Source organism: Bradyrhizobium manausense (assembly GCF_001440035.1).
GTDB classification, from domain to species: domain Bacteria; phylum Pseudomonadota; class Alphaproteobacteria; order Rhizobiales; family Xanthobacteraceae; genus Bradyrhizobium; species Bradyrhizobium manausense.
Genome location: NZ_LJYG01000106.1, coordinates 21,685 through 34,724, shown reverse-complemented (window position 1 = coordinate 34,724; position 13,040 = coordinate 21,685). Strand labels below are relative to the sequence as shown.

Annotated in this window: 16 protein-coding genes, 2 pseudogenes and 1 riboswitch; of the genes and pseudogenes, 12 read left to right on the top strand and 6 right to left on the bottom strand. The window is 64.5% G+C overall.

Annotated features, from left to right (window positions below):
- Positions 1 to 39 precede the first annotated feature (39 nt).
- A complete protein-coding gene (locus AOQ71_RS29485) occupies positions 40 to 576 on the bottom strand; it encodes a PRC-barrel domain-containing protein (protein ID WP_057754272.1) in 537 nt (178 codons plus the stop codon).
- A 146-nt stretch (positions 577 to 722) separates the two neighbouring features.
- On the opposite strand from AOQ71_RS29485, the pseudogene AOQ71_RS50420 reads away from it, so the two are divergent.
- Positions 723 to 821 (top strand): annotated as a pseudogene (locus AOQ71_RS50420) (DNA-binding response regulator); the annotation flags it as partial.
- Between the two features lie 102 nt (positions 822 to 923).
- Positions 924 to 1,578 (top strand): annotated as a pseudogene (locus AOQ71_RS29480) (sensor histidine kinase); the annotation flags it as partial.
- A gap of 10 nt (positions 1,579 to 1,588) precedes the next feature.
- On the opposite strand, the gene AOQ71_RS29475 reads toward AOQ71_RS29480, so the two are convergent.
- Complete coding sequence (locus AOQ71_RS29475; RefSeq protein ID WP_057754269.1) at positions 1,589 to 1,783, bottom strand: hypothetical protein; 195 nt, start codon at positions 1,781 to 1,783, stop codon at positions 1,589 to 1,591.
- Positions 1,784 to 2,007: 224 nt separating this feature from the next.
- Between AOQ71_RS29475 and AOQ71_RS29470 the strand changes: the two genes are divergently transcribed.
- The 8 genes from AOQ71_RS29470 (at position 2,008) to AOQ71_RS29440 (ending at position 8,565) form a co-directional block, all read left to right on the top strand.
- On the top strand, positions 2,008 to 2,541 hold the full coding sequence (locus AOQ71_RS29470) for a lytic transglycosylase domain-containing protein (RefSeq protein ID WP_057754267.1): 534 nt from the start codon (positions 2,008 to 2,010) through the stop codon (positions 2,539 to 2,541).
- 149 nt (positions 2,542 to 2,690) lie between these two features.
- Positions 2,691 to 2,835, top strand: a riboswitch (TPP riboswitch).
- Entirely contained in the window at positions 2,823 to 3,833 is a 1,011-nt protein-coding gene (locus AOQ71_RS29465) for an FAD-dependent oxidoreductase (RefSeq protein ID WP_057754264.1), read from the top strand. It overlaps the preceding riboswitch by 13 nt.
- Positions 3,834 to 3,840: 7 nt before the next feature.
- The gene (gene thiS / locus AOQ71_RS29460; RefSeq protein ID WP_057754260.1) at positions 3,841 to 4,038 is read left to right on the top strand and encodes a sulfur carrier protein ThiS; all 198 of its coding nucleotides are present in this window, start codon (positions 3,841 to 3,843) and stop codon (positions 4,036 to 4,038) included.
- A 191-nt stretch (positions 4,039 to 4,229) separates the two neighbouring features.
- Positions 4,230 to 5,012 (top strand): thiazole synthase, encoded by a 783-nt coding sequence (locus tag AOQ71_RS29455; protein ID WP_057754257.1) that lies wholly within the window; start codon positions 4,230 to 4,232, stop codon positions 5,010 to 5,012.
- The gene (locus AOQ71_RS29450; RefSeq protein ID WP_057754254.1) at positions 4,999 to 5,622 is read left to right on the top strand and encodes a thiamine phosphate synthase; all 624 of its coding nucleotides are present in this window, start codon (positions 4,999 to 5,001) and stop codon (positions 5,620 to 5,622) included. Before AOQ71_RS29455 ends, AOQ71_RS29450 begins: the two co-directional genes overlap by 14 nt.
- Positions 5,619 to 5,774, top strand: coding sequence for a hypothetical protein (locus tag AOQ71_RS45480; RefSeq protein WP_157083682.1), 156 nt, complete (start codon positions 5,619 to 5,621; stop codon positions 5,772 to 5,774). The genes AOQ71_RS29450 and AOQ71_RS45480 overlap by 4 nt, the downstream gene beginning before the upstream one ends.
- Positions 5,775 to 5,786: 12 nt before the next feature.
- On the top strand, positions 5,787 to 7,685 hold the full coding sequence (thiC, locus tag AOQ71_RS29445; RefSeq protein ID WP_057754251.1) for a phosphomethylpyrimidine synthase ThiC: 1,899 nt from the start codon (positions 5,787 to 5,789) through the stop codon (positions 7,683 to 7,685).
- Between the two features lie 343 nt (positions 7,686 to 8,028).
- A complete protein-coding gene (locus tag AOQ71_RS29440; protein WP_057754247.1) occupies positions 8,029 to 8,565 on the top strand; it encodes a mismatch-specific DNA-glycosylase in 537 nt (178 codons plus the stop codon).
- Between the two features lie 134 nt (positions 8,566 to 8,699).
- Here the strand turns inward: AOQ71_RS29440 and AOQ71_RS29435 are convergent, their stop codons facing one another.
- From AOQ71_RS29435 to AOQ71_RS29425, 3 genes are all read right to left on the bottom strand, one after another.
- Positions 8,700 to 9,260, bottom strand: coding sequence for an HD domain-containing protein (locus tag AOQ71_RS29435; protein ID WP_057754243.1), 561 nt, complete (start codon positions 9,258 to 9,260; stop codon positions 8,700 to 8,702).
- A gap of 239 nt (positions 9,261 to 9,499) precedes the next feature.
- Positions 9,500 to 10,228 carry an SDR family oxidoreductase gene (locus tag AOQ71_RS29430; RefSeq protein WP_057754240.1) on the bottom strand — a complete coding sequence of 243 codons (729 nt, stop codon included), beginning with the start codon at positions 10,226 to 10,228 and terminating at the stop codon, positions 9,500 to 9,502.
- A 213-nt stretch (positions 10,229 to 10,441) separates the two neighbouring features.
- Positions 10,442 to 10,879 (bottom strand): VOC family protein, encoded by a 438-nt coding sequence (locus AOQ71_RS29425; protein WP_057754237.1) that lies wholly within the window; start codon positions 10,877 to 10,879, stop codon positions 10,442 to 10,444.
- Between the two features lie 264 nt (positions 10,880 to 11,143).
- Here AOQ71_RS29425 and AOQ71_RS29420 point away from each other — a divergent pair, with 264 nt between their 5' ends.
- Together AOQ71_RS29420 and AOQ71_RS29415 are read left to right on the top strand one after the other, a co-directional pair.
- Positions 11,144 to 11,539: a hypothetical protein gene (locus AOQ71_RS29420; protein ID WP_057754233.1), complete on the top strand. Its 396-nt coding sequence runs from the start codon at positions 11,144 to 11,146 to the stop codon at positions 11,537 to 11,539.
- A gap of 11 nt (positions 11,540 to 11,550) precedes the next feature.
- On the top strand, positions 11,551 to 12,243 hold the full coding sequence (locus AOQ71_RS29415; protein WP_057754230.1) for a glutathione S-transferase family protein: 693 nt from the start codon (positions 11,551 to 11,553) through the stop codon (positions 12,241 to 12,243).
- A gap of 165 nt (positions 12,244 to 12,408) precedes the next feature.
- Here the strand turns inward: AOQ71_RS29415 and AOQ71_RS29410 are convergent, their stop codons facing one another.
- A complete protein-coding gene (locus AOQ71_RS29410) occupies positions 12,409 to 12,843 on the bottom strand; it encodes a hypothetical protein (protein WP_057754226.1) in 435 nt (144 codons plus the stop codon).
- Between the last annotated feature and the right edge of the window lie 197 nt (positions 12,844 to 13,040).

Sequence of the window (13,040 nt, the reverse complement as noted above, 5' to 3'; positions counted from 1 at the left end):
GAAAACCGGGCGCGCTGCGTTCAGGCGTTTAAAAGCCCATTACTCCGAGTACTTGAACTCGGGCATGTTCTTCAGCTCGTCCTTGGTCGCATTGAACACGGCGTGGTCAGGATACCACTTCGAACTGGACGACGCCGTCGTGGTGGTCGTCGTCTTCTCGGTGCCGGTCGCAGCACCCGTCGTCGTGGTCGCAGCGGGCTTGGCGCCCGGGTTCGTCCCGGCGCCGGTGTAGGCCACGGCCTCATTGACGAACTTCAACTTCTCATACGGCACGGCAACGAGATGCTCGCCCATGCCGAGGAAGCCGCCGACGCCAATCACAGCGATTTTCACGGCGCCGCTCTTGTCCATCAGCAGGTCGTTGATCGAGCCGATGTTCTCGTTCGCCTCGTTATAAACCTTCACGCCTGCCATCTTCGAGGCGCGCCATTCGCCCGACGCGCTCGTGGTTGTCGTCGTCGCGGTCGAAGCGGTGGGCGATTTGTCGGCGGTGGTAGCGGCCGGGTTCTGCGCAAACGCAACGGTCGCAAGCAAGGCAGTGCCGGCCAGGCCGGCAGCGATCGATTTCATCAACATGGTTTGTCCTCTCCTTCAGCAGAAAACTCGTGCGGAGAAAACAGCGACGGTCAGCAGCAGTTCCCAAGGTGCGGCAATTTCGTCGCGCCTTTGCGGCACTGCGGCGCGAGGAAAAGTTCCTGGAACGCGCGAGGCGCACAGTTCCCCGCGAGATGTCGCGAGCCATGGCCGACCACCGCGTTGATCTCATCATCCTCGACGTCATGCTGCCCGGCGAAGACGGCCTCGGCCTGTGCCGCAAGGTCGCCCGGACACGTCGCCTGATGGCGCGCATCAGCTGACCGATGCGGCGCTGCTGCTCGGCTCGGCGAGGCCCGACGACCGGCCGCGCCTCGTCGCAGATCTCGCGCGCGTCGGATCGCACCAGGATGCTGGCGGCGATCAGCCACGATCTGCGCACTCCGATCACGCGGCTGCGCCTGCGCGCCGAGTTCATCGCGGACGAAGGCAACCGCAAGCGCATGCTTGTTGACCTCGACCAGATGCGCTCGATGCTGGAGAGCGTGCTGTCGCTGCTGCGCAACGACCGCAAGATCGAGGCGGTGACGCTGGTCGATATCGCCTCCACGCTGCAGCTCATCGCCGACCAGTTCGGCGACATGGGCCATGTCGTGCATTACGAAGGGCCCGCCATCCGCGACCGCCGCAGCGCGGCCCGACGATCTGCATCGCGGCGTCACCAACCTGGTCGAGAACGCGGTGCGCTTCGGCGCCGAGGTCACGATCCGCCTCGATGTATCCAGCACAAAACTCGTCATCGATGTCGAGGATGACGGCCCCGGCATTTCGGACGCGCGCAAGCAGGAGATGGTGGAGCCGTTCGTGCGCGGCGACGATGCGCGCACCATGGACGATGCGACCGGCTTCGGCCTTGGCCTGTCGATCGCGCGCGCAATCGCGCTCGCCCATGGCGGCGAGCTGTCACTGCACGACCGCCGACCGCACGGGCTGATCGTCCGAATGCAATTGCCGATATGGCAGCAGCCGCGGCTGGCTGCCTAAGGCCTTCGCCTCAGGCCGCGAGCGGGACGGTCACGGGCTCATCGAAGATCGCGATCGCCTCGAAGTGATAGCCACAAGCCTGGCATTTCCAGAGATAGGAAATGCGTCCCTCGCCCGGCTCGATCCAGTCCGGGAACGGGATCGGTGTCCCGCATTGTGCACACGGATTCTGCGTGGGGATGTCGCCGATGTCTGCTGGGGTCACGGACGTCCTCCCGAATGCTGGTGGTGCGGTTTTTGGGCGAATGCACCAAGGGACAGACCTGCTGTCGCGTAAGGCACTCCGCCGGCTCCGAAACTAACCCATGTTTGAGTCGTAAAAACGACGGCTCGGCGAAAATCGCCGGTGGCGGCGTTTCGCCACATCATCGCCGTGTTCGGCAGGCCTAACGCGCACGGTCCAGGTCAGTTCTGCCGGGGAACATTTCAATGAAAATTTTGCGCATCGCCGTTCTCGCGGCAGTCGGGCTGATATTGCCGCAGGCCGCAATCGCAGGCCAGGCCGACTATGCAGAGATGGTCGCGATGCATGCGCGCGCCAACGGCGTGCCGGAGGCGCTGGTGCATCGCGTCATCATGCGCGAGAGCCGCTATCAGCCGGGCCTGGTCGGCCATGGCGGCACCATCGGGCTGATGCAGATCAAGCTCGCGACCGCCCGCGGCCTCGGCTACACCGGCGATGCGAGCGGCCTGCGCGACCCCAACACCAATCTCACCTATGCCGTCAAATACCTCGCCGGTGCCTATCACGCTGCCAATGGCGATCACGACCGGGCCGTGCGTTATTTCGCGGGCGGCTATTACTATGCTGCAAAGCGGCAGCGTCAGGAGATGGTGCGAGAGGCAAGCTTCGAGCCTCAGCTGGAGCCGAACGGCAATCCGCAGCCGATGTTCGGCTCCGCGCCGCATCGCAAGCTGGCCCAGCAGCTCCGCAACGCGCGGGCGCAGGTTCCACACGATTGATCGTCATTCCGGGATGGTGCGAAGCACCAGACCCGGAATCTCGAGATTCTCAGGTGCGCAATTGCGCACCGGAGTTCGATGCTTCGCATGGCCCCGGAATGACGGGGTGCAACATGCGTTGACCACCCTGTCCTACTGGCCTACATTAGAGCCGTTCCGAGGGGTGCTCCGAGGAGGAGCTGAGATACCGCTAAATGGGCAAGCCTGCACTTCGGCAAGCACGCCCAGGACCGCGGTGACCCTTTGAACCTGATCCGGGTCATGCCGGCGAAGGGACAGGGATGTTGCAGACGACCAAGCGACCGGATTCCCCGGTATCCATCATCGGCGCAGGCATCGCCGGAGCCTGGCAGGCGCTGCTGTTCGCGCAGGCCGGCCACGCCGTGACCCTGCACGAGCGCAGTGACGCTGACATGACCGATGCCACCAGCCATTGGGCCGGCGGCATGCTCGCGCCCTATTGCGAGGCGGAGGTCGCCGAGCCCATCATCAGCCGCCTGGGGCTTCGCTCGCTCGATATCTGGCGCCGCGAGCTGCCCGACACCCCCTTCAACGGCTCGCTGGTCGTCGCCCATCCGCGCGAGCGCAACGATTTCGAGCGCTTTGCCCGGATGACCGAGGGCCATCGCCGGCTCGATGCCGCGGGCCTCGCCGCGCTCGAGCCGTCGCTGGAAGGCCGTTTTCGCGAGGCGCTGTTCTTCCCGACCGAGGGCCATGTCGAGCCGCGCCGCGTGCTGCCGAAGCTGCACGAGCGCATCAAGGCCGCCGGCGGCACCATCAAGTTCGGCAGCGACGTCACGGCCGCCGATCTTGATGGCCTCGTGATCGACTGCCGCGGCCTTGCCGCGCGCGAGGAACAGCCCGGCTTGCGCGGCGTCAAGGGCGAGATGATCCTGATCGAGACCAGCGAGGTGCAGCTGTCGCGCCCGGTGCGGCTGATCCATCCGCGCTGGCCGCTTTACGTCATCCCGCGCGAGGCCAATCTGTTCATGCTGGGCGCGACCTCGATCGAGGCCGAAGACACCGGCGTCAGCGTCCGCTCGGCGCTGGAGCTCTTGGGCGCCGCCTATGCCGTGCATCCGGCGTTCGGCGAGGCCCGCATCGTCGAATTCGGCTCCGGCCTTCGCCCTGCGTATCCCGACAATCTGCCGCGCATCGGCGTGCACGGCGGCAAGATCAGCGTCAACGGGCTCTACCGCCACGGCTTCCTGATCGCCCCCGCCCTCGCCGAGCTGACGCTGGCTTTCGTCGAGCGCGGCCAGATCGACAACGAGGTGATGCAATGCGCGTGATCGTCCAATGCTTGTAATCGTCAACGGCGAGCAGCGCGAGATCAGTTCAGCCAGCGTCGATGCGCTGCTGTCCGAGCTCGACTATGAGGGCACGCATTTCGCCATCGCGCTCAATTACGACGTCGTGCCGAAGAGCCGCTGGGCCGAGACGAGCTTGAAGCCCGGCGACGAGATCGAGATCATCACGCCGCGGCAGGGAGGGTGATGGAATGAATGCCTCCACGAACTCAGCCGTCATCCCCGCGCGAGCGCGAAGCGCTCGTCGCTGGAGGTGCGAGCCGTCTTCGGCTCGCCTCGAAGGATGGCCGCAAGCGGCGCTGTCATCCTTCGAGGCGCGCAAATGCGCGCACCTCAGGATGACGGTCTGTGCAAGTTGCCTGCAAGGAAATTAGAGCCATGGTGACCTTCTACGGCAAGACCTTCGCCTCCCGCCTGCTCATCGGCAGCGCGCTCTATCCCTCGCCTGCGATCATGCAGGACGCCATCCGCGCCTCCGGCTCCAACATCGTCACGGTGTCGCTGCGGCGCGAATCCGCGGGCGGCAAGACTGGCGAATCGTTCTGGAAGCTGATCCGCGAGCTCGACGTCGCGGTGCTGCCGAACACCGCCGGCTGCCGCACCGTGCGCGAGGCCGTGACGACCGCAAAGCTAGCCCGCGAATTGTTCGGCACCTCCTGGATCAAGCTGGAGGTCATCGCCGACAACGACACGCTGCAGCCCGACGTCGTTGGCCTCGTCGAGGCCGCCACCATCCTGATCAAGGACGGCTTTGAGGTGTTCCCCTATTGCACCGAGGATCTCTCGGTCGCCAATCGCCTGGTCGAAGCGGGGTGCAAGGTTGTGATGCCGTGGGCCGCCCCCATCGGCAGCGCGAAGGGCATCATCAACCGCGACGCGCTCAAGCTGCTGCGCGAGCGGCTGCCTGACGTCACGCTGGTAGTCGACGCCGGCATCGGCGCGCCGAGCCATGCGGCTGAAGCGCTCGAGCTCGGCTATGACGCCGTGCTGCTCAACACCGCGATCGCCAAGGCCGCCGATCCCGTCGCCATGGCCAAGGCTTTCCGCCTCGGCATCGAGGCCGGCCGCACCGCTTATGAGGCCGGGCTGATGAACGCCCGCGACTTCGCCTCTCCTTCCACCCCTGTCGTTGGGACCCCGTTCTGGCATGCCGTATCCTGATCGCGACGCGTATCCTGATCGCTTTTATCCTGTGGTCGACAGCCTGGCGTGGGTCGAACGCCTGACCAGGCTCGGCGTCGGCACCATCCAGCTGCGCGTGAAGAATCTCGACGACGCGCAGGCCTTGCAGATCGTCACCGATGCGCTCGCGATCACGAAAGGCACGCAAGCCAGGCTGGTCGTGAACGATTATTGGCGCGCGGCGATCGTCGCCGGCGCCAAATATCTGCATCTCGGCCAGGAGGATCTGGCGGAGGCCGACCTCAAGGCGATCCGCGAAGCGGGCCTCTCGCTCGGTATCTCCACCCATGACGACGACGAGCTCGCGACCGCGCTCGAGGCCAGGCCTGACTACGTCGCGCTCGGCCCGATCTTCTTCACCACGCTCAAATCGATGCGCTTCGAACCTCAGGGCATACCCAAGATCACGGAGTGGAAGCAGCGTATCGGCACCATCCCGCTGGTCGCGATCGGCGGCATCAAGTTCGAGCACGCCGCGGAGATTTTTGCGGCGGGTGCGGATTCCATTGCCGTCGTCAGCGACGTCACCCAGAACGCCGACCCGGATGCGCGCGTGCGTCAGTGGCTGGGCCAAAAGGAGGCGGCATGACCGAAACTCTCTCCGCTCGTCATTGCGAGCGCAGCGAAGCAATCCAGGATCGTTCCGCGGAGGGACTCTGGATTGCTTCGTCGCAAGAGCTCCTCGCAATGACGGAGCAAGATCTCACCGCCGTCGCTTTGGCGCAAGCACAACAGAATTAACCGGAGGACCCCATGAACATTCGCTCCAACCCCGAAAAAACCGTCCCCGCCGTCACCACCGGCCCGTTGCCCTCCTCGCGAAAGATCTTCGCTTCCCCGGACGCCGCGCCCGATCTGCGCGTGCCCTTGCGCGAGATCATCCTGTCCGAAGGCGCCGGCGAGCCGAACCTGCCGGTGTACGACACCTCGGGCCCCTACACCGATCCGTCCGTGACCATCGACGTCAACGCCGGTCTGCCCCGCAACCGCAAGCAATGGGTGCTGGAGCGCGGCGGCGTCGAGGAATATGAGGGCAGGCAGATCAAGCCCGAGGACAATGGCAGCGTCTCCACCGACAAGGCCGCGCGCGCCTTCTCGGCCTATCACAAGCCCTTGCGCGGCCTCGACGGCCACAAGATCACCCAGCTCGAATTTGCCCGCGCCGGCATCATCACCAAGGAGATGATCTACGTCGCGGCGCGCGAAAATCTCGGGCGCAAGCAGCAGCTCGAGCGCGCCGAAGCCGCCCTTGCCGACGGCGAAAGCTTTGGCGCCGCCGTCCCCGCCTTCATTACCCCGGAGTTCGTCCGCAGCGAGATCGCGCGCGGCCGCGCCATCATTCCCTCCAACATCAACCACTCCGAGCTCGAGCCGATGATCATCGGCCGCAACTTCCTGACCAAGATCAACGCCAATATCGGCAACTCGGCGGTGACGTCGTCGGTCGAGGAAGAGGTCGAGAAGATGGTGTGGGCGATCCGCTGGGGCGCCGACACCGTGATGGACCTCTCCACGGGCCGCAACATCCACACCACGCGCGAATGGATCCTGCGCAACGCGCCGGTGCCGATCGGCACCGTTCCCATTTATCAGGCGCTGGAGAAGTGCAACGGCGATCCGGTGAAGCTGACCTGGGAGCTCTACAAGGACACGCTGATCGAGCAGTGCGAGCAGGGCGTCGACTATTTCACCATCCACGCCGGCGTGCGCCTGCAATACATCCACCTCACCGCGAACCGCGTCACCGGCATCGTCAGCCGCGGCGGCTCGATCATGGCGAAGTGGTGCCTGGCGCATCACAAGGAAAGCTTCCTCTATACCCATTTCGACGAGATCTGCGACCTCATGCGCAAATATGACGTCTCGTTCTCGCTCGGCGACGGCCTGCGACCGGGATCGATCGCCGACGCCAACGACCGCGCGCAATTCGCCGAGCTCGAAACGCTCGGCGAGCTCACGAAGATCGCGTGGGACAAGGGTTGCCAGGTCATGATCGAAGGCCCCGGCCACGTGCCGATGCACAAGATCAAGATCAACATGGACAAGCAGCTCAAGGAGTGCGGCGAGGCGCCGTTCTACACGCTTGGACCGCTGACGACCGACATCGCGCCGGGCTATGACCACATCACCTCAGGCATCGGCGCCGCCATGATCGGCTGGTTCGGCTGCGCCATGCTCTGCTACGTCACGCCGAAGGAGCATCTCGGCCTGCCCGATCGCAACGACGTCAAGACCGGCGTCATCACCTACAAGATTGCCGCCCACGCCGCCGACCTCGCCAAGGGCCACCCCGCCGCGCAACTGCGCGACGACGCCCTGTCCCGCGCGCGGTTCGAATTCCGCTGGACCGACCAGTTCAACCTCGGCCTCGATCCGGACACGGCAAAAAGCTTCCACGACGAGACCCTGCCAAAGGAAGCCCACAAGGTCGCCCATTTCTGCTCGATGTGCGGCCCAAAATTCTGCTCGATGAAGATCACCCAGGACGTGCGGGACTACGCGGCAACGTTGAACGATCCGAACAGGGTGGGCATGTCGATGGCCGGCACCGCCGAAGACGGCATGGCCAGGATGAGCGCGAAGTTCAAGGAGATGGGCGAGAGCTTGTATCTGGATGCGGAGAAGGTGAAGGAGAGTAATCGGGTGCTGTGAGGGACTCTTCGCTCTATCAAGCAGCATTCAGCTCGTAGGGTGGGTTAGCCTTGCGGATGCGCGAAGCGCAGTCCGGGAGGCGTCACCCACCGCTTCTGTTCGCGCAGCCACAGACGAGGTGGGTTACGCCTTGCACCAGCTTTCTGCGAGAGAGCGCATTCGCGGGCGTCTAACCCACCCTACGAGACCGCCTGCGAATTCGGGATCGGCGTCACCTGGGGATCGGCGAAGGCGCTGCCGCGGCCGGCGGCGCGCAGGATCGGAATCCGTAGCCCGGATGGAGCGAAGCGCAATCCGGGACCACCTTATCCGCCGATCCAGCTCCCGCATTGCGCTTCGCTTCATGCGGGCTACGACGCGACGGACGATTGACTTGATTGAAATCCACCGCCTCCCCGACCAGCTCCGCGAAAACCTTCGCCTCGTCTTCGTCGGCACCGCCGCCTCGACGCGCTCGGCGGAGCTTGGGCATTACTACGCCCATCCCGGCAATCGGTTCTGGCGCGCGACCCATGAGGCCGGGATCACGCCGCGGCGCTATCAGCCAAGCGAGTTCGCGAGCCTGATCGAGCTCGGCATCGGCTTCACCGATCTCTCCAAGTCAGGCGCGGGGATGGATCACCAGATCGCGGCGGAGACGATCGATCTGCCGGGCTTCAGGGCGAAGATGGAAAAGTATCGGCCGCGCACGATTGCGTTCACGAGCAAGAAGGCGGCGAGCCTGTTTTACGGCCGGCCGTCAAGCGGGATTTCGCTGGGGCGACAGCCGCGCGACGCGAGCTTGCCGGAGATTTTTGTGTTGCCGTCTCCATCAGGTGCGGCGTCCGGGCATTGGACGATCGAGCCGTGGCGGGCACTGGCGGCGTGGATTGCTGCGTAGGTAGCTGTGCGGCGGCGCGAAGCGCGGCCGCGCGGCGTAACCCACCGCTTCTGCCTCCGCGAATGCACAAGTGGTGGGTTACGCCTTGCGCCGTTCCGTGTCGATGGACCACGCTTGTGAGCGGCTAACCCACCCTACGCACCGCCGCCGCCGCCCAGCGCCGCCAGCTCCCGCGCCAGATTGGCGCGGGCTTGCCGGTCATACACCCCGGCGAAATCCGGATCGGGAAAGATCACCTCGCGGGCCGCGAAACGGCGCAGCACACGGGCGCGGCCGATGCGATAGTCGTGTTCGCTGACATGGCCGAACTCGCGGCGGATCGCTGCGGCATAGGCATTGTAGCGCGCGGGATCAGCGCCGAGAATGCTGAGGTCGATCGAAATCAGGATGGCCCCCAAGCGATCGCCGGCAGCAACATCGTGCGTTTTCGTCAGGCGAATCAGGCGGCCGACCTCCTGACGAAGCTCGGCGCGAACGTGCTGCTCGGCGAGCTCTGCGCTGCGCTCCTCATTGTCCGACCGGGTCGGATCGTAAACGACATCATGCCACCAGATCGCCTCCGTCAACGTCTCGCGCTCGGCGGCCGAAAGGCCGCCAACCCGCGCGAGCGCGGCCAGGCAATCCTCGATATGCGCAAGATTGTGATAGTAGCGGCCAGGCGCCGCATAGGCAGCAGCCAGTTGGTCGCGGTTCATCGAAGCATCACTCCTCGGACGTCGCGTTGTCGATCTTGTCAGTATTGATGGCCATCGCGATATCCCCGGAGCAATGTTTGGGTCATCCTACGGCACATCGGGCAATCCGCAACGCCCTCCAAGGACACAACTCTCGTAGGGTGGGCAAAGGCGCCCTTGCGCCGTGCCCACCACCTTCCGACAGAACGTGGGCACGTCGCGCGAAGACGCGCGCCTTTGCCCACCCTACGAGAGCATGGCTACAGATCGAAATCGGTCGGCATCATCACGACGTCGCGGATGGTCATGCCGCGCGGGCGGGTCAGCATGAACATCACGACTTCGGCGACTTCGCTGGCCTCCAGCAGGCTGCCGGAAGCCCTCGCCTCCTGCAGCTTCTCGGCCGGCCAGTCCGCGAGCAGCGCGGTGACGACGGGGCCGGGCGATATCGAGCCGACGCGAATGCCGTGCTTGAAGACCTGGCGCCGCACGGTCTGGACGAAGCAGTTTATCGCCCATTTCGACGACGCATAGACCGGCTCCCATGGCGTCGGAAAATGCGCCGCCAGCGAGCTGGTGACGATGATGTCGCCGCTGCGGCGCGCGATCATGTGCGGCAGCACGTCGTGCACGTTCTTCATCACGACGTTGACGTTCAGGTTCAGCATCCGGTCGATCGCAATGGTGTCCGCATCGACGAGGTCGCCGCCGACATAGCTGCCTGCGTTGGCGTGGAAGATGTCAAGCTGCCCCGCCTTCTCCAGCACGCGCGGCAGCAGCGTCGCGCAGTCTTTGGGGTCGAGCAGGTCCACCACCAGCGGGATCACGGCATCGCCATGCTTGTTGCGAAGCGTGTTGAGCGCAGCCTCGTCACGATCGACCATCACCACGCGCGCGCCCGCGGTCAGCATCGCTTCAGAGCTCGCCAACCCGATGCCCGACGCCGCCCCGGTCACGGCCGCAACCTTGCCTTCCAATGCTCTTGCCATGAGATCACCATTCGCTGAGGTCGACAGTATAGCGATACGAGGCAAATTGGCGATGTGGAACGCTGTCCTCGTAGGGTGGGTCAGCCTGGCGAATTGCGCGAAGCGCAAGCCGCCAGGCGTAACCCACCAAGTCTGCTGCTGCGGTGACGGAAGCGGTGGGTTAATGCGCTTCGCACATCTGCTTCGCTAACCCACCCTACGGCACCGTCATCCTCACCCCGCATACGCCTTGTCCAACTCCGCAATCACGAGCTTCCGCATCCCCATCATCGCCTGCATGACGCGGTTCGCCTTGGTGCGATCAGGATCGCTGAGATAGCGGCCGAGCGCGGATGGGATCACCTGCCAGGACAGGCCGAACTTGTCCTTGAGCCAGCCGCAGCGGGATTCCTCGCCGCCGTCGGCGGTGAGCGCTTGCCAAAAGTAATCCACCTCCTCCTGCGTCTCGACGCTGACGAAGAACGACACCGCCTCGTTGAACCGGTATTGCGGCCCGCCATTGAGCGCGTGGAAGCGCTGCCCTTCGAGCTCGAACACCGCCATGAAGTCGCTGACGGTCTCGACTTTGGCATTGGGGAATACGGATTTGTAAAAGGCGACGGCATCAGGAACATTGTTGTCGAACCAGAGAAACGGCGTGATGGAGGTCATGTCAGGATATCCTTTGCCTTGGACCAGGCGCGCACAGGCACGCCGTCGCACGAAGGACGAAGGCGGGGGCGATAATCCGACAGGCGGAATAGCATTTTTTGATCCGGAGAGCGGCCTCCGCCAAACGGATGATGCCGGGGAATCCTCCGATCGACGTCGTGTGCGGACACTTGCCAGGGCCTGACAGCAGCGATACGACTTTGAGTGGAAACCGCGTTGGAACAGCCGGGCCTCAACCGGCGCACATGTCGAGGATGCCGCCGCATGAGCGACGATCTCTCCGGTGTCTGGGACGGCACTTACATCCAACCCGGCACGGGAATGGTCACGTTCACGGCGACGCTGGTCGAGGCTGGCGGCGCGCTCTCAGGCTGCGTCACCGAACCCTGCTCCAATCCGCGCTGCCCGGTGCGAACCCACAGCGCCTCGATCACGGGCCATCGCGCCGGCAGCGTGGTGTCCTTCGTCAAGCGCTACGAGCCGCCCGGCTACGGCTTCGACATCGTCAACTATGACGGCATCATGAACGGAGAGGCGACCGAGATCGACGGGCGCTGGCGGCTTCCGGGCACGTCAGGATCGTTCCTGATGATCCGCTCCGGCATGCGCGCAGAGGCCGCCACCACCGACAAACGAGCCACGACGCCCGCCCGCGAGTAAAGGGAGCCATCATGCTGACGCTCTATTCCTATCCGGAGCTGTTCGGCCTCGCCGACAACAACGGCTATGGGCTCAAGGTCTACGCGTTCCTGAAGCTGTCAGGCGTTCCGTTCGTGCATGAGCATATCTTCGATGCCTCGGCCGCACCGCGCGGGCAGCTGCCTTATATTGTCGACGACGGCGACACCATCGGCGACAGCGAGACCATCATCGCGCATGCGATCGCAAAATATCATCTGACCATCGATGCCGGACTGTCGCCGGCACAGCGCCGCACGCATCATTTCGTCACGCGCATGCTCGATGATCTCTACTGGGTGATGTCCTATTCGCGCTGGAAGGACGAGCGCTATTATCCCGCGTTTCGCGACGGCTTCATCGCGCAACATCAGCAGATCGATGCTGCCGGCTTCGAGAAGGCGAAAGCCTACAACGCGCAGCGCTACCACTACCAGGGCATCGGCCGCTACACGCCGGAGCAGGCCTACGCGCGGGGGCTGGCCGATTTGCAGGTGCTGGCCGAGATCGTGCCCGCAAATAGCTTCGTCGATGGCGAGCGCCCCACCAGCTGCGATGCCGGCATCTACGGCTTCATCGCGAATATCTATTACTTTCCGATCCCGACGCCGCTGAAGGCCTTCGTCGATGCGCATGGCAATCTCGTCGCGCATTGCGAGCGGGTGCATGCGATGGTGAGCGGGTAGCCACGTCCGGGATCTCGTAGGGTGGGTTAGTCCTGCGGATGCGCGAAGCGCAGGCCGCGGGGCGTAACCCACCATTTCTGTCACCGCGGAAACCAAAGAGGTGGGTTACGCATCGCGACCGCACTTCGCGCCGTCGCGACGCTAACCAACCTACGGCACCGTGCCCTACTGCATCGTGATCGCAAGGCCGGAGAGGTCGGCATTCGCCATCAGGCCGGTCTGGGTGCCCGACAGCTCCAGCACCGCGCCCTTCTGGTTGGTGAGCACGATGGCGCGGGCGCCGCGGCCGACGGCAAGGCCTGCCCCGGCAGCGCCGTAGACGCCGGCGACGTCGGAGGGCCTGACGATATTGGAGACGCGACCGCGCAGCACGGTCTTGGAGCCGCCAAAGACGAGGCCGTAATCGAGCCCGCCGGTCGAGAGCCCATAGGAGCGGCCGTGGAAGTTCAAAACGCCCGAACCGCCGGAGCCGCCGATGAACCAGCCCGCCTTGTAGATCGTCAGCACCACGGTGCCGCCGTCGGCCTGCGCCGCGGTCGAAAAGCCGGCAAAAGCGGCCATGGCGACGAGCACGGCACGCAAGGTGGAAGCAATCTTCATGAGGCGTCTCCGGGGGCTATTTTTCTCGGGAGGAAAAGCGAATCAGACGCAGCAATCTATCCGATCGATCGCGGCGGCAACATGATGGGGCGAGTTTCTGCGAGTGCGGTGGCAGCTGGGCCCGCGGTAATCCCTCATTCTCCGTCATTGCGAGCGCAGCGGAGCAAGCCAGAATCTTTCCGCAGAAACAGTCTGGC